The organism is Serratia sp. MMO-28 (assembly GCF_037199905.1).
Lineage (GTDB): Bacteria > Pseudomonadota > Gammaproteobacteria > Enterobacterales > Enterobacteriaceae > Chania > Chania oryzae.
Genome location: NZ_JBBCVB010000007.1, coordinates 1 through 15,814 on the forward strand (window position 1 = coordinate 1; position 15,814 = coordinate 15,814).

A 15,814-nucleotide genomic window follows, 5' to 3' on the forward strand; every position below is an offset into this window, starting at 1 on the left:
ATAAGCTCTCCCACGGGCTTGGTGTCCCAGAGGGCGTACGTGCTGCCACGCCGGGTAAGAACACGGTACAACCTATCTTTTTACATCAACTACAAACATACAAGGGTTAGGGTGAGGGCGCTTTACGCATCGTGCCCAGAAACGTCCTGGCGTATGCCCGCTTCAATGCGCCGTGCGGTTTCCTGCAGCGCGGCCAGATGGCGCTCTGCCGCCTGCTCAATGGACATCGCTTTGGCGATATACACCAGGTTCAGGCTGGCGATTACCCGCTGTTGATGGTGGATGGGCACGGCGATCGAGGCGATCTTCTGCTCTTGCTGCCAGCCCATGTAGTTCTCGCCGTAACCCCGCTGCCGGATGCGTTGCAGGATGCCGCCTAACCTGAGCGGCTCACGCGCCAGGCGGTATTCCGCCTCATCGCGGGTGGCCAGCAGCGAGAGCAGCGCTTCCCGTTCATGATCCGGGCAAAACGCCAGGTAGGTCAGCCCGGAAGCGGTCAGCAGCAGCGGCAGGCGGCGGCCAACCATCGAGCGGTGGAACGACAGGCGGCTGAAGCGGTGAGTGGTTTCACGCACCACCATGGCGTCGACATTCAGGGTGCTGACGTCGGTAGGCCACACCACCTTTTGCAACAGCTTCCCTAGCAGCGGGGCCGCGACGGCTGAGATCCATTGCTCATCGCGGAAGCCTTCGCTCAACTCGCGCACTTTGAGCGTGAGCTGGTAGCTGTCGTCCGAAGGGCTGCGCCGCACATAGCCTTCATCCTGCAGGGTTTCCAGCAGGCGGCGCACGGTGGTGCGGTGCAACAGTGTGATGGCACTCAACTGCGCAATGCTGGCACCGCCGTCCAACCGATTCAGTACGTTGAGCAGCGCCAGCCCGCGCGTCAGGCCGCGCACGGTTTTGTATTCGGTATTGTGGTCGGGTTGCATGATAAGCCTCAATAAATCCTTTTAAAACATGGTGGTGCACCTAGTGCACGGCATAAGGGGTTTTCATTGTAGGCGAAAAAAGCGCCTCATATACTCCCAAAACAATAAAAAATTGTTAACAAGTGAGTAACCTATGCCCTACAACAATGCTTCACAACACAGTCTGGTTGCCGATTACCAGACTCAGGTTGCTATCGTCGGCGCTGGCCCGGTCGGCCTGATGATGGCGAATTATCTTGGCCAGATGGGGATTGAGGTTCTGCTGATCGAGAAGCTCAATACCCTAATCGACTACCCGCGCGCCATTGGTATCGACGACGAAGCCCTGCGCACCATTCAGGCCGTCGGCTTGGTCGATAACGTGCTGCCGCACACCACCCCGTGGCACGCGATGCGTTTTCTTACCCCAAAAGGGCGCTGCTTTGCCGATATCCAGCCGATGACCGACGAGTTTGGCTGGTCACGCCGCAACGCCTTTATTCAGCCGCAGGTGGATGCCGTGCTGTTTGATGGCCTGAAGCGCTTCCCCAAGGTGCGCAGCCTTTTTTCCCGCAGCCTGATGGCGTTCAGCCAGGACGCCACCGGCGTCACGCTGCAAATTGAAGATGATGAAGGCCAGCGTGAAACGGTGCGTGCCGCCTGGCTGGTAGCCTGCGACGGCGGCGGCAGCTTTGTGCGCCGTACTCTGGGCATCAGCTTTGAGGGCAAAACCGCCCCCAACCAATGGGTGGTGGTGGATATCGCCAACGATCCGCTGAGCACGCCGCATATCTATATGTGCTGTGACCCGGTGCGGCCCTATGTTTCGGCGGCGTTGCCGCATGGTGTGCGCCGTTTCGAGTTTATGGTGATGCCGGGTGAAACCGAGAGCGCACTGAGCAAGCCGGAAAAAATGCGTGAACTGCTGGCGAAGGTACTGCCCGATCCCGATCGGGTGGAACTGATCCGCCAGCGGGTTTACACCCACAACGCCCGCCTGGCAGCGCAGTTCCGCGTCGATCGTATTCTGCTGGCCGGGGATGCGGTGCATATCATGCCGGTGTGGCAAGGGCAGGGCTATAACAGCGGCATGCGTGATGCCTTTAACCTGGCCTGGAAACTGGCGATGGTGGTCAATGAGCAGGCAAAAGAAACGCTGCTTAACACCTACCAGCAGGAACGCCGCGATCATGCCAAAGCGATGATCGATCTTTCTGTCACCGCCGGGCATGTGCTGGCGCCGCCGCATCGCTGGCAGGGCAAACTGCGCGATGGCCTCAGTTGGGCCTTCAGCTACCTGCCGCCGGTCAAACGTTACTTCCTCGAAATGCGCTTTAAACCGATGCCGCAATACCAAACCGGTGCGCTGGTGGCGAGCAAAGAAAAAAACTCGCCGATCGGGCGCATGTTCATTCAGCCGAAGGTCACGCTGGCAAACGTCCAGCAACGGCTGCTGGACGACGTCATCGGGCCGCACTTTGCCATTATCGCCTGGGGCTGTAACCCGCAGTGGGGCCTAAACGACGCGCAGATTACCCAGTGGCAAAAGGCGGGTACGCGGTTTATTCAGGTGGTGCCGGAAGTGCAGTTACCGGCCGTAGGCCAACGCCCGGCCGGTGTGATTTGCCTCGGCGATACCACCGGACGGCTCAAAGACTGGTTCGCCAGCCAGCAGCACTCGATCGTGGTGCTGCGCCCTGACCGTTTTATCGCCGGTATGGCGACGCCACAAACGCTCGGCAACCTGATGGATGCCCTGGCCGTGGCCGTTTCGCTGCGCTCCCCGGTGCTCACTCCCATTATTGAAAATAAGGTGGCTTGATATGAACGCTTATCTCCATTGCCTCTCGCACTCACCGCTGGTGGGGTACGTTGATCCGGCTCCTGACGTGCTGGCGGAAGTGGAAAAAACCATTGCTGATGCGCGGGAGCGGATCCGCGTATTCGATCCCGAACTGGTGATTCTGTTCGCGCCGGATCATTACAACGGTTTCTTCTACGACATGATGCCGTCGTTCTGTATTGGCACGGCGGCCACGGCGATCGGTGACTTCAGCAGCGCGGCGGGCGAAATCCCGGTTCCTGCCGAACTGGCCGAAGCCTGTGCCCAAGCGGTGATGGATGCCGGGGTGGATGTGGCGGTTTCCTACTGTATGCAGGTGGATCACGGTTTTGCCCAGCCGCTGGAATATCTGCTCGGCGGCTTGGCGAACTACCCGGTGCTGCCGGTGTTCGTCAACGGCGTGGCACCGCCGATGCCAAGCTTCCAGCGCACGCGCCTGCTGGGTGAGGCCGTGGGCCGTTTCGCCCGTGGCCTCAATAAGCGGGTACTGTTCCTCGGCTCCGGCGGGTTATCACACCAGCCACCGGTGCCGCAATTGGCGGGGGCCGACGCGCACATGCGCGATCGCCTGCTGGGCAGCGGCCGCCACTTACCGCCAGACGAACGCCAGGCACGCCAGCACCGCGTTATTTCTGCGGCGCGCGGCTTTGTTGAGGATAAAAACTCGCTGCACCCGCTCAACCCGGTTTGGGACAACCAGTTTATGGACATTCTTTCCAGCGGCAAGCTCAGCGAACTGGATGCGCTCGGTAATCAGGAGCTGTCAGAGATTGCGGGCAAGTCGACCCATGAGGTTAAAGCCTGGATGGCCGCTTTTGCGGCGCTCTCGGCGTTTGGCCCGTATCAGGCGGAAGGCCGCTATTACCGCGAACTGCCGGAGTGGATCACCGGTTTTGGCTCCCTCAGCGCCGCGCTACGCCGCTGAAATCACCAGAATGACAGGAGAAAGTCATGACATTATTTACTGAAGAAAACACCAGCCGCTTTGTGCAAATCCGTGAGGGCGAAGCCGATCTGCGTATCCATTACAACGACTGCGGCAGCGGCGCGGAAACCGTGGTGATGCTGCACGGCTCTGGCCCCGGAGCCAGCGGCTGGGCCAACTTCAGCCGCAATATCGAACCGCTGGTGGCGGCCGGTTACCGGGTGATCCTGCTGGATTGCCCCGGCTGGGGCAAAAGTGACTCGATCGTCAGCACCGGCTCCCGTTCCGATCTCAATGCCCGCATCCTGAAAGGGCTGGTGGACGCGCTGGATCTGCAGCAGGTGCACCTGCTGGGGAACTCGATGGGCGGCCACAGCGCCGTGGCCTTTACCCTGAGCTGGCCAGAGCGCGTTGGCAAGCTGGTGTTGATGGGCGGCGGCACCGGCGGGGCCAGCCCGTTTGTGCCGATGCCGACCGAAGGCATCAAGCTGCTGCAAGGTTTGTACCGCGAGCCCAATATCGACAACCTGCGCAAAATGATGAATATCTTTGTTTACGATCCGAGCGATCTGACCGAAGAGCTGTTCAAAACGCGCCTCGACAATATTCTGGCGAACCGTACTCACCTGGAAAACTTCACCAAAAGCCTGGCGATTAACCCGAAACAGTTCCCGGATTTCAGCCCGCGCTTAGGCGAGATCAAGGCCAAAACGCTGATTGTCTGGGGGCGTAACGATCGCTTTGTGCCGATGGATACCGGGCTGCGCCTGCTGGCGGGCATTGCCGGATCGCAGTTGCACGTGTTCAGCAACTGCGGGCACTGGGCGCAATGGGAGCATGCTGAAACCTTTAACCGCATGGTGCTGGATTTCCTCAGCCATTAATCAGGGAGCGAGTCATGAGTGATTACAGTCTGGAGCAGTTGGCTGAGGCGTTACGCCAGTCAGAGGCCAGCGGCAAGGTGATCGACCCCTTGCGCGATCGCCTCGGCGTTGGCAATGGCGAAGCGGCTTATGCCATCCAGCAACTGAACGTACAGCATTGGCAGGCCGCTGGCCGCCGCGTAGTGGGGCGCAAAGTGGGCCTCACCCACCCTAAGGTGCAGCAGCAACTGGGGGTGGATCAGCCCGACTTTGGCACGCTGTTTGCCGATATGTGTTATGGCGATAACCAGGGCATCGCGTTTTCACGCGTGATGCAGCCGCGCATTGAGGCAGAGATTGCCTTGGTGTTGAACCGCGATCTGCCACATGCCGATACCACCTTCGACGAGCTGTGCAACGCGGTGGAATGGGTGATGCCTGCGCTGGAAGTGGTGGGTAGCCGCATCAAAGATTGGTCGATCAAGTTTGTCGATACCGTGGCGGATAACGCCTCCTGTGGCGTGTATGTGCTAGGGGGGCCAGCGCGTCGCTTTGCCGGGCTGGATTTACAGAATTGCGGTATGCGGATGACGCGCAATAACGAGGTGGTGTCTACCGGGCGCGGCAGCGAATGCCTGGGGCACCCGATCAATGCGGCGGTGTGGCTGGCACGCACCATGGCCAGCCTGGGTACGCCGCTGCGAGCGGGTGATGTGGTGCTGACCGGCGCGTTAGGGCCGATGGTGGCGGTGAAATGCGGTGACAGTTTTAAGGCAGAAATTGACGGCGTCGGCACGGTAGCGACCTATTTTTATGAGGATAACGCGTCATGAGTAAGAGAAAAGTGGCGATCATCGGTTCTGGTAATATCGGTACTGACCTGATGATCAAAATCATGCGTAACGCCAAACACCTGGAGATGGGCGTGCTGGTGGGGATCGATCCAGAGTCGGATGGCTTGGCACGTGCGCGTCGTTTGGGCGTGCCGACCTGCCATGCCGGTGTACAGGGGCTGATCGCCATGCCGGAGTTTGCCGGGATCGACTTTGTGTTTGATGCTACCAGCGCCAGCGCGCATGTGAAGAATGATGCCGTGCTGCGGGCGGCCAAACCGGGGATTCGCTTGATCGATCTTACCCCGGCGGCGATTGGCCCTTACTGCGTGCCGGTGGTGAACCTGGAAGCGAATCTCAGCCAGGGCAACGTCAACATGGTGACCTGCGGCGGGCAGGCGACCATTCCGATGGTGGCGGCGGTTTCTAGGGTGGCGAAAGTGCATTACGCCGAAATCATCGCCTCGATCGCCAGTAAATCCGCCGGGCCAGGCACCCGTGCCAATATCGATGAATTTACCGAAACCACCAGCAAAGTGATTGAGGTGGTGGGCGGAGCCGTGCGGGGCAAAGCCATTATCGTGCTGAACCCGGCGGAACCGCCGCTGATGATGCGCGATACCGTCTATGTGCTCAGCGAGGCGGTGGATCAGGCTAAAGTTGAGGCCTCGATCAATGAAATGGCCGCCGCGGTGCAGGCCTATGTGCCGGGTTACCGCCTGAAGCAGAAAGTGCAGTTTGATGTGATCCCAGCGGAAGCACCGCTAAACCTGCCGGGGATTGGCCGTTTTTCCGGCCTGAAAACCTCGGTGTTTGTGGAGGTTGAAGGGGCGGCGCACTATCTGCCCGCCTACGCTGGCAACCTCGACATCATGACTTCTGCTGCGCTGGCAACCGCCGAGCGTATGGCTCAGGCGATGGGAGAACGGGTATGAACGGGAAAAAAATTTACATCTCAGATGTGACATTGCGCGACGGGATGCACGCAGTTCGCCACCAATATACGCTGCAAAACGTGCAGGACATTGCCCGCGTGCTGGATGCAGCGAAGGTGGATTCGATCGAAGTGGCGCATGGCGATGGCCTGCAGGGTTCCAGCTTTAACTACGGTTTTGGCGCGCATACCGATCTGGAGTGGATCGCGGCGGCGGCAGACGTTACCCAGCACGCAAAAATTGCCACTCTGCTGCTGCCTGGGATCGGCACCATCCACGATCTGAAAGATGCCTATAACGCCGGGGCGCGGGTGGTACGCGTGGCAACCCACTGCACCGAAGCCGATGTGTCAAAGCAGCACATTGCCTATGCCCGTGAACTGGGGATGGACACCGTGGGCTTCCTGATGATGAGCCATATGACCACGCCGGAAAATCTGGCCAGCCAGGCCAAGCTGATGGAAAGCTACGGCGCGACCTGCATTTACGTGGTGGATTCCGGCGGTGCGATGAATATGAACGATATCCGCGCCCGTTTCCGCGCGCTGAAAGCGGTGCTGAAACCGGAAACTCACACCGGGATGCACGCGCACCACAACCTTAGCCTGGGTGTGGCAAACTCGATCGCTGCGGTGGAAGAGGGCTGTGATCGTGTGGATGCCAGCCTGGCTGGCATGGGTGCCGGGGCGGGCAATGCGCCGCTGGAGGTGTTTATCGCAGCGGCGGATAAGCTCGGCTGGAACCATGGCACCGATCTGTATGCCTTGATGGACGCCGCCGACGATCTGGTGCGCCCGCTGCAGGATCGGCCAGTGCGTGTCGATCGCGAAACGCTGGCGCTCGGTTACGCCGGGGTTTACTCCAGCTTCCTGCGCCACTGCGAAGTGGCAGCGAAGAAGTATGGCATCAATGCGGTGGATATTTTGGTGGAACTGGGCAAACGCCGGATGGTGGGTGGCCAGGAAGATATGATCGTCGATGTGGCCTTGGATTTACGCTCTCGCTGATTACCTTTTAGCACGTGCAGATTTGAACGGGGCATAAGGAGGTGCCCCACGGCCACTTTGGAAAACGCTTTGACTATCCTTTCTACCCCAGCGCTCGCTGGCCCTGCTCTCGATCGTTTTTATCTCATCGAACGCGAACCGCGAATTTTGCCGACGGCTTTTGCAGCAGTGCGGGTACTCACAACGCGTTGACAGGTTGGTTAATTTGCGAGCTTGATCACTTGACTGATCAAGTGATCCTAACCTATGTTGAGAACACCCTCTATTTCCGATCCAGGGAGCGGTTCTCATGGGATCTATCCGCACGTTAAACGGTGATATTGACGCCAGCCAACTTGGCGTAACCTACAGCCACGATCACATTTATTGTATTCCCCCCTACTGGGCAGAACGCCAGGATGACGATTTGCTGCTGGATGATCCTGCCGCTTCCGAGCGGGAACTGGCGGATTTTTATCAGGCGGGTGGGCGGGCCATTTACGATGCCACCGCCCCCGACTATGGCCGCCAGGTGGTTGCCGTCGCTGAAATGGCCAAGCGCCAGCAGGTGCACGTGATTGCCACCAGCGGCTTTAACAAAGGGTTCCTCTGGAGTAGCAACCGGCCCGGCTCAACGCAGACCTTTGCCGACTGGATTGAACGCTCGCCGATCGACGCACTGGTGGAGCACGTTTGTCATGAGGTCACTACCGGCATTGAAGGGAGCCATTATCGCGCCGGTGTGGTGAAGTGCGGTACCGGCTACAACACCATTTCCCCCTTGGAACGCAAAACCATGGAGGCGATCGTCAGGGCACAGCAATGCACTGGCGCGCCGATGCATAGCCATACGGAAATGGGCACCATGGGGCTGGAGCAGGCACAGATCTTCCGCGGTTTAGGGCTGGATTTGTCCCGCCTGTGTTTTGCTCATATGGACCGTAACCCTGATCCGTGGTTACACCGTCAGATTGCCAACACCGGGGCATTTCTCTCTTTTGACGGGATGAGCCGTATCAAATACTACCCAGAACATATTCGCACCCAGGCCATATTGGCACTGTGCAAACGCGGCTATCAGAAACACATTTTAATCGGCGGCGATTTCGCCCGTAAATCTATGAGTGCCCACTACGGCAAAGGCGGCCTGGGGCTGAAGTTTATCCTGGCCGATTGGCGGCCACGGTTTATTGCCGAAGCTCAGGAAGAGGGGCTGGATGGCGAAGCCTTGCTGCATGACTTCCTGGTAGAAAACCCTGCCCGTTACTTTGCTTTCGGCTAAGGGGGCACCATGAAGCTGCATGAATTCAATGAACAGCAGGCCAAACAGGCGCTGGCAAGGGCGCAGATCGCTCTGTTGCCGCTGGGGGCAGTTGAGCCGCATGGCGATCATCTGCCGTTGGATACCGATAATCTGCTGGCCGAACGCTTCTGCGCCCTGTTGGATCAGCAACTGGGAGAAGCGGCGATCAGCCTGCCGGTGGTGCCTTACAGCCAGGTGTGGTCACTGCGTGGGCATGCGGGGGCGATCGATATTGGTCACGATCTGCTGGTGCAACTGCTGGTGGCGCTGGCACGCAATATGGCCAGCTATGGCATTGCGACCACGGCGGTGATTAATGCGCACTACGGCAACTTTGACGCCATTAAAGCGGCGGCGAGAATGCTGAAGGAACAGGGTATTACGCTGCTCAGCTATAGCTGGGCCGGTATCGACGCCTGCGTGAGCCAATTGCGCACCTCTGCCGTTGCCTACCCCGGCTATATGCATGCCGATGAGATTGAAACTTCCCTGATGCTGGCGCTGGCGCCGGAATACGTTGATATGGCGCAGGCACGCGCGCACTACCCGCGCTTCCCGGCAAATTTCCGCTACCGGCCGGTGCGCTGGACCGAGTTTTCCGACTATGCGGTGTTGGGCGATCCGCGTTGTGCCAGCCAGGAGAAAGGGCAGGCATTTGTGCAGCAGGCGCTGGAGGCCACGCTGGCTTCCATCCGCCTTCATTTGGCAGAAGGAGGCGGCGATGATCGTTCGGCAAGCCATCAGTATTGATTATCCGGCCAGCAACGCAGAACAGGCGATTCAGGCGGCGGGTGAGGCGCTGTGTCAGGCGGGGGCCTGCCAGCCGGAATATGTGCAGGCGATGGTGGCTAGTTACCGGGAGTTTGGCCCCTACTTTGTCATTGCCCCCGGTTTGGCGATGCCGCATGCCCGCCCGGAGCAAGGTGCCATCAAGGCGCAGTTCAGCCTGATACGGCTGCGCGAACCCGTGGAGTTTGGTCATGTCGAAAACGATCCGGTGCAGGTGGTGCTGGGGTTATCTGCCACCAGCAGCGATCGGCATATTCAACTGATTCAACACATTGTTACCTTGCTGGCAGATGAAAATAACCTGCATATGCTAATGAATTCCCGCGACCCTGAGCAGCTTTATCGGCTGATGGCCTGCGCGGTATAACCCGATCTTGATGGCTTAACACGGAGTGACGAACAATGAAAATTCTGACGGTGTGCGGTTTGGGTATGGGCTCCAGCCTGATTCTTAAAATGAACGTGGAGTCGGTGTTAAAGCAGCACGGCATTCAGGCTTCGGTTGAACATATGGATGTCTCTTCTGCCGCTTCGGCCAGTGCTGACGTGGTGATCACCAATGCAGAGCTGGTGGACAACCTGCGGCATATGCCGTGCCCGGTGGTGATCGTGAATAACTACATCGACAGCAAAGAGATTACCCAGGCGTTGGAACAGGCCGGTATTCTGCAGCAGGGAGCATAGCCATGAGTGAATTTCTGGGGGTATTGCGCTGGATTACGGTCAATATTTTTGGCGAGGCTTCCATTTTAATCGGCCTGATTGTGCTGCTGGGGCTGGTATTACAAGGCAAACCGCTGGCGGATATTGTCTCTGGCACGCTGAAAGGCATTCTGGGGTTTCTGATCATTGGTGCGGGGGCGGGTATTATCGTCTCGGCGCTGCTGATCTTTCAGCCTATCTGGACTGAAGTGTTCGGCTTAAGCTCAATGAACTTGACCAATATCATCGGCCAGGTGCATTTCACCGAGCGCTATGGCAGCAGCGTGACGATTGCCATCGCCGGGGGATTCGCGCTCAACCTGCTGTTGGCTCGCCTGACGCGGTTTAAATATATCTACCTGACCGGCCATATGATGTTCTGGACTACCATGATTTTTGCCGGTGTGATGGTGAACAGCAACCCGGCGATTTCCGGCCTGCAACTGACGCTGATGCTGACGGTGATTATGGGGCTGTATTGGACGTTGCAACCTGCACTGGTGCAGCCCTGGGTGCGTAAAATCACCGGCAACGACAACGTAGCACTAGGGCACACCTCGGCTTCCGTTGCGTTGCTGGGGGCGCTGTTTGGCCAGGTATTTGCGGCGAATAAAACCAGTTCTGAAGATATCAAGGTGCCGAAAAAACTCGGCTTCCTGCGCGATTCCAACGTGGTTACCGCGCTGACCATGTCGCTGCTGTTCTTTATCGGCACCTTTATTCTGCAAATCAAAGGCACGCCCAAGGCCGCGGAGATTCTGGCGCAGTCTGGCGACCTGAGTTTCTATATTTATGCGTTAAAGCAGTCGCTGATGTTTACCGGCGGCATTGCCGTGGTGCTGCTGGGCGTGCGGATGTTTATTGGTGAAATGGTGCCGGCGTTTAACGGCATTGGCTCGCGACTGGTGCCCGGTGCCAAACCCGCGCTCGACTGCCCGATCCTGTTCAACTTTGCCCCTAATGCGGTGGTGCTGGGCTTCGTTGGCGCTTTTATCGGTTCGTTGCTGTGGCTCACCCTGATTGGCCACTATACCGGCTATGTTTTCATTCCCAGCATGATTGTGATTTTCTTCCACGCGGGTACGGCGGGGGTATTTGGCAATATCACCGGCGGGTACAAAGGGGCGCTGTTGGCCGGGTTTATTACCTCCACCGTGGTGGCCTGGGGGCAATACTTCTGCGTCAATTATTTTATCGGCAGCACCATTCCTGATACCGCACTGTGGGCCGGTGACAGCGATATGTTTATGCTGGCACCGTTGATTAGTGCGTTGACCAAGCTGCTGACATTCTGACGGGGGAGGGAAGGCGATGAGCAAGGCATTAAGCCAATATTACGAGCAAATTCGGCAAAAATTGGCACTGTTGGAACAGCAGCCGGAGCCGATTAATCGCGCGGCGGAAGTGATGGCCGAAACGGCGCTGGCTGGCCGCAACCTGTTTGTGTTTGGTGCCAGCCATGCGGGTATTCTGGCGGAGGAGATGAGCTACCGCGCTGGCGGCTTGGCGATCGTCAACCCGTTGTTTACGCCCGCACTGATGCTTAACGTGCGGCCATTGACGCTGACCAGCGCGGTAGAGAATGTTGAACACTTGGGCAGGGTGCTGATTGAGCAATCACCGTTGCAGGCAGGGGATACGTTGCTGATCCACTCGGTTTCTGGCCGCAATGCCATCACCCTTGATGTGGCGCTGGCCGCCCGGGCACTGGGTGCCAAGGTGATCGCCATCACCAGCCTGGCTACCGCCGCGCGCGTCAGTTCCCGCCATTCCAGCGGCAAGCTATTGGTGGATATTGCCGATATCACCATTGATAACCAATGCGACTATGGCGATGCCGCCGTCAGCCTGCCAGGGTTGGCGCAAAAAGCCGCGCCGTTGTCGACCATCATGGGGGCGACCATCGCCAACAGCCTGGTGTTGCGTATTTGCGAACTGATGCAGCAGCAACAGCGCACGCCGCCGATCCTGGCGAGTGCAAACATAGACGGTAATCAGCAGATAAATCAGGATATACTTGACGCTTACAGGAGCCAAATACACTACCTCTGAGTGGAGCATGAGTATGTTTGAGTCTGACGGACTCCCACTGTATCTCAGGATAAAAGGCATTATCCTGCAACGAATCATCACCTTTACTTATGAGGATAAACTCCCTGGCGAGCTGCTGCTCGCCGATGAGTTTAAAGTCGCGCGCGGTACCATCAAGCAGGCGATTGATTCACTCGCCAGCATCGGCATGGTGTACCGCGAGCAGGGTAAAGGCACCTTTATCAATCGTGATGCACTGCATAAACACTATACCGACCTGCCCGAGGCCCTGGTGGCCTTCCATTCCGCCACGCCGGTGGAGGTAGAGATCCTCTCCCTGCTTTCGATCATGGCCAGCCAAGAGGTGGCCGAACGGATGGGGCTGGATTTGGGTAGCCAACTGATGCGCCTTGAACGTTTGTTTATGCAAGGCGAGAAAGTGGTTGGCCATGCGGTCACCTATTTAAATGGCCGGGTGTATAACGATCTGAGCCACGTTGATAATGGCAGCCCGCTGTATGAGCAATTGCGGGAAACCTTCGGTTACTCCCCAACCAAGGCAACGGAGCGCTATTTACCCGTGATCTGCGACGCCAAATTAGCCCATCTGTTGAACATCGAGCAGGGTTGTGCACTGTTCAGAATTGAGCGCACCGCCAGTAACCTGGATGATGTGGTGCTGGAGTACAGCATCACACATATGCTGGATGCGGCATTATCGCTGCAGATCGTTGCCAATCAGAGCGTGGTGAACCAACGGTGGAATTGTACCATCGATAAAGCGCGGTGATTTTATCGATGGCCTCTTGCATGAGCCCTTTGGGTGCCAGGAAGAGACGATCGCCGATGTGGCATCGATCTCTGCGCTCATTAGCCATCAGTCGGCTGAGCCAGAATGGCCAGCTGTCTTCCTGGTAGCGCGTAGGCTAGGGTTCAATAACTGGCGTAAGCATCGCTCAGACTCCAGGGATAATTTTCGCACTCCTTGCGTAACTCATACATCAGGTTTCTGGCTACGGTGGTCAGCGGCAGATGTTGAGAGTAAATAAAGCTGTACGCGGCATCTGGCAATGACTCCGCGATCGGAATGCAACAGAGATGCTCTTTCAGGTAGGGAACTTGTAAGATCTCTTGCGGTGCAATGGTCAAATAGCCCGCACTCAGTACCATCTGCACCGCCATAACGGCAGTATTTCCCCGGACGATAGAGGCATTCTCTTGGCCGTGAGGAAAAATGATCTCGCCGAGCTGATGATAATAACCCATGGTTGATGAGGGTAAATACCACTTGGCTTTCCGCAGTTTTTTGAGCGACGTACTTTCTGCCAAAGGGTGCCCGCGCCGCGCCAGCACGCAGAAAGGCATGGTGAAAAAGGGTTCGGTAATAAATTCTCTTCCCATATTTTCCGTCAGCGTTGCCCCAATGGCGAAATCGAGCGTACCAGTGCGTACTGATTCCAACATTTCAGGAAGGTGCCCTTCTGCAAGATGGATATTCACCTGAGAAAATCGCCGTTGAAACTTCTGAATCGCAGCCGGGAGCATGGTGAAAGAGGGGAGTGAAGAGCTGCCTACCGCTACCATACCGTGGGAGGAATAACTGATATGACCTACTTCATTAACCGCACGCTCCAACTCTTTCAGTGCGAACTGCATGCGGGGAACAAACAGCTTACCTGCCTCGGTCAGTACCACACCGCGGGTGCCACGCACCATCAGAGGGGCACCAAGCATTTTTTCCAATTCATTCATTGCCCGGCTTAATGCGGGCTGAGTCTGATTCAGTGCGACTGCGGCTGCGCGAATACTTCCGTGTTGTATAATAAATTGAAATATCTGCAGGTAATTAATTTTAGGCAATAATTTCATAGATAATAGCCGTTATAAACGTATTCCATTTTTCAGCTGGGGATAGCTTTTTCATGATGCTTCTTGCTGAGGTGGCCTAAAATATGCCCCACCATTTTTCGGTTATAATCCTGCATCAGCAGCATGGGGAGTGAATACACACCAAGTTTTAACAGCGCTGAGCGTTTGTAATGATTGACCGTTTTATAGTGGAGCCGTAAATCTGTCGCGATTATCGCAATCGTTTCACCATTGAGCACGCGATTCAAAACCATCTTCTCTCGCGAAGAGAGTTGTGACGCACCCGGCACTCTATTGTTTTGCACTTTGGCGGGCGGCAAACAGACTTGCAGGGCTGAATGTAACTGCTGCTGCATGATAAATACTGGGAGAGAAATATCCAGGAAGATATAAGGATGATTTAATTCCCCTAAATAACGTTTCAGCATTTTCATGTGGATAATATCGCCAATCAGGACTATCTTGCTGTTTGGGTGTAATCCAGGCAAACACTGAGTGAGCAAATTTAGCAATGAGACAGGGTTAAAACAGTGATTGTCCAGCGTTAATATTACCATTTCTAAAACAGGTTGCTTGAACAACACATATTCACACTGCTTTAGCGTGGATACACTGGCAACGATTTCAGTTTGCTCAGTAAATGGTTCTTGGCTGAAGATTTCTTCCAGGCCCATTTGAATAAAATGGCAAGGGCAGTGTAAGAGTAGTTTTTTCTTCTCCATTATCTTTTCCTTTATATAAAAGCGAGCCAGCCTATTACCTGTTACGCCTGCGGGGTAATAATAAAGTTGAGCGTATCGGTATGCATTCCGGCAGCGGTTGCCGCATTGCTGAATAAATTGATTTTGGGCGTCCAGCACATTTCGCTACGATCGGCAACGCCACTGGCCGCTTGCGACAGGGTAATATATTTGGCCGCAGCGGCAGGTAGATCGACATTATTTGCCGTGACGCCATCGTTGCTGGCCAAATTCAGCCTGTAAAACAGTTGGCTCCCCGCAGCACCATTCATTGTAAACAGGTTGCGCCCGCCTTGAGTGGTTGAGCCGTTGCTGACGCTGAGCGCATAACTTTTGTTTTTTACCCCTTTAGTGACATAGCTGATACATAGGTTGTTGCTTGCCGGGTTCTTGATGGAGGCTTCAAAACCATTACCTGCCGCGGCGACATCCGGTATATCTGCCACATCAGCGGTATTCAACTCCCACACAGTAGATTTCAGGCTGAACGCCGGTTCGGGCGGATCAATTTCATCGATCGGCGGGACCGTAGGGGGAGTGGCTACGGTTCTTTTTGTGCAGGTACCATTGGTGATGCCCGGTATAAACCAGTAATATCCCCAGCCAGTCATCCCCCCTGTTGGGGTAGTGTAATCATATCGATAATTCACCAGTGCCGCTGGAAAGGCACCATTGTCTTTGCTGGAGAAAATGAAGGAAACGGTGCCGCTGCTGTAAATATTAATACCACCGTAGTTATCCCCAACGGTAACCGACGAACCCGATGGGGTTTGGGTGGCCAAACCGGCAGGTAATGTGAAATCCAGAGAAGGAATCGGGCTGACAAACGCGCTTGTGTTCATTGTGGAACCGTTTGCGCTCAGTTTGGGTATTTTGACAGTGAAGTAATTACTTGCAGTATCTACCCTAGGCATATTGAGGGTTGATTGCAGGTAAAAGCTTACTTTCCACTGGCTATCACCGACTTTCGTCATATAACAATTTGACAGGGATGTACTATAGGAGTTTACGCCTGCAGCCGTCGGAACCCAATTACACAAGAGTAACGTGCCTAATAGGGAAAGCGATATATAGCGTCTGCTCA

General features: G+C 56.2%; 17 protein-coding genes. 13 read left to right on the forward strand and 4 right to left on the reverse strand.

The window, feature by feature from the left end; genetic code table 11:
* Nucleotides 1-122: 122 nt before the first annotated feature.
* Nucleotides 123-932 (reverse strand): DNA-binding transcriptional regulator, encoded by an 810-nt coding sequence (locus tag WG891_RS07690; RefSeq protein ID WP_337262007.1) that lies wholly within the window; start codon nucleotides 930-932, stop codon nucleotides 123-125.
* A gap of 133 nt (nucleotides 933-1,065) precedes the next feature.
* Between WG891_RS07690 and WG891_RS07695 the strand changes: the two genes are divergently transcribed.
* The 13 genes from WG891_RS07695 (at nucleotide 1,066) to WG891_RS07755 (ending at nucleotide 12,911) form a co-directional block, all read left to right on the forward strand.
* On the forward strand, nucleotides 1,066-2,733 hold the full coding sequence (locus tag WG891_RS07695) for a bifunctional 3-(3-hydroxy-phenyl)propionate/3-hydroxycinnamic acid hydroxylase (protein ID WP_337262008.1): 1,668 nt from the start codon (nucleotides 1,066-1,068) through the stop codon (nucleotides 2,731-2,733).
* 1 nt (nucleotide 2,734) lies between these two features.
* A complete protein-coding gene (gene mhpB, locus WG891_RS07700; protein ID WP_337262009.1) occupies nucleotides 2,735-3,679 on the forward strand; it encodes a 3-carboxyethylcatechol 2,3-dioxygenase in 945 nt (314 codons plus the stop codon).
* Between the two features lie 26 nt (nucleotides 3,680-3,705).
* A complete protein-coding gene (locus WG891_RS07705; RefSeq protein WP_337262010.1) occupies nucleotides 3,706-4,563 on the forward strand; it encodes an alpha/beta fold hydrolase in 858 nt (285 codons plus the stop codon).
* Between the two features lie 14 nt (nucleotides 4,564-4,577).
* On the forward strand, nucleotides 4,578-5,375 hold the full coding sequence (gene mhpD / locus WG891_RS07710; RefSeq protein WP_337262011.1) for a 2-keto-4-pentenoate hydratase: 798 nt from the start codon (nucleotides 4,578-4,580) through the stop codon (nucleotides 5,373-5,375).
* The gene (locus tag WG891_RS07715; RefSeq protein ID WP_337262012.1) at nucleotides 5,372-6,310 is read left to right on the forward strand and encodes an acetaldehyde dehydrogenase (acetylating); all 939 of its coding nucleotides are present in this window, start codon (nucleotides 5,372-5,374) and stop codon (nucleotides 6,308-6,310) included. Before mhpD ends, WG891_RS07715 begins: the two co-directional genes overlap by 4 nt.
* Entirely contained in the window at nucleotides 6,307-7,317 is a 1,011-nt protein-coding gene (mhpE, locus tag WG891_RS07720; RefSeq protein WP_337262013.1) for a 4-hydroxy-2-oxovalerate aldolase, read from the forward strand. Before WG891_RS07715 ends, mhpE begins: the two co-directional genes overlap by 4 nt.
* 289 nt (nucleotides 7,318-7,606) lie before the next feature.
* Nucleotides 7,607-8,578 (forward strand): phosphotriesterase family protein, encoded by a 972-nt coding sequence (locus tag WG891_RS07725; protein WP_337262014.1) that lies wholly within the window; start codon nucleotides 7,607-7,609, stop codon nucleotides 8,576-8,578.
* A gap of 9 nt (nucleotides 8,579-8,587) precedes the next feature.
* A complete protein-coding gene (locus WG891_RS07730; protein ID WP_337262015.1) occupies nucleotides 8,588-9,349 on the forward strand; it encodes a creatininase family protein in 762 nt (253 codons plus the stop codon).
* The gene (locus WG891_RS07735; RefSeq protein ID WP_337262016.1) at nucleotides 9,321-9,755 is read left to right on the forward strand and encodes a PTS sugar transporter subunit IIA; all 435 of its coding nucleotides are present in this window, start codon (nucleotides 9,321-9,323) and stop codon (nucleotides 9,753-9,755) included. The genes WG891_RS07730 and WG891_RS07735 overlap by 29 nt, the downstream gene beginning before the upstream one ends.
* 35 nt (nucleotides 9,756-9,790) lie before the next feature.
* Nucleotides 9,791-10,072 (forward strand): PTS sugar transporter subunit IIB, encoded by a 282-nt coding sequence (locus WG891_RS07740; RefSeq protein ID WP_076940733.1) that lies wholly within the window; start codon nucleotides 9,791-9,793, stop codon nucleotides 10,070-10,072.
* A gap of 2 nt (nucleotides 10,073-10,074) precedes the next feature.
* Nucleotides 10,075-11,385 (forward strand): PTS ascorbate transporter subunit IIC, encoded by a 1,311-nt coding sequence (locus WG891_RS07745; protein WP_076940735.1) that lies wholly within the window; start codon nucleotides 10,075-10,077, stop codon nucleotides 11,383-11,385.
* 16 nt (nucleotides 11,386-11,401) lie between these two features.
* Nucleotides 11,402-12,142 (forward strand): sugar isomerase domain-containing protein, encoded by a 741-nt coding sequence (locus tag WG891_RS07750; RefSeq protein ID WP_076940737.1) that lies wholly within the window; start codon nucleotides 11,402-11,404, stop codon nucleotides 12,140-12,142.
* 13 nt (nucleotides 12,143-12,155) lie between these two features.
* Nucleotides 12,156-12,911 (forward strand): GntR family transcriptional regulator, encoded by a 756-nt coding sequence (locus tag WG891_RS07755; RefSeq protein ID WP_337262017.1) that lies wholly within the window; start codon nucleotides 12,156-12,158, stop codon nucleotides 12,909-12,911.
* A gap of 143 nt (nucleotides 12,912-13,054) precedes the next feature.
* Here WG891_RS07755 and WG891_RS07760 read toward each other — a convergent pair whose 3' ends face one another.
* From WG891_RS07760 to WG891_RS07770, 3 genes are read right to left on the reverse strand one after another with little or no spacing between them, the layout of a single operon-like run.
* Nucleotides 13,055-13,990, reverse strand: a complete 936-nt coding sequence (locus WG891_RS07760) for a LysR substrate-binding domain-containing protein (RefSeq protein WP_337262018.1) — start codon at nucleotides 13,988-13,990, stop codon at nucleotides 13,055-13,057.
* A 32-nt stretch (nucleotides 13,991-14,022) separates the two neighbouring features.
* A complete protein-coding gene (locus tag WG891_RS07765) occupies nucleotides 14,023-14,712 on the reverse strand; it encodes a helix-turn-helix transcriptional regulator (RefSeq protein ID WP_337262019.1) in 690 nt (229 codons plus the stop codon).
* 41 nt (nucleotides 14,713-14,753) lie between these two features.
* Nucleotides 14,754-15,572 carry a hypothetical protein gene (locus tag WG891_RS07770; RefSeq protein WP_337262020.1) on the reverse strand — a complete coding sequence of 273 codons (819 nt, stop codon included), beginning with the start codon at nucleotides 15,570-15,572 and terminating at the stop codon, nucleotides 14,754-14,756.
* Between the last annotated feature and the right edge of the window lie 242 nt (nucleotides 15,573-15,814).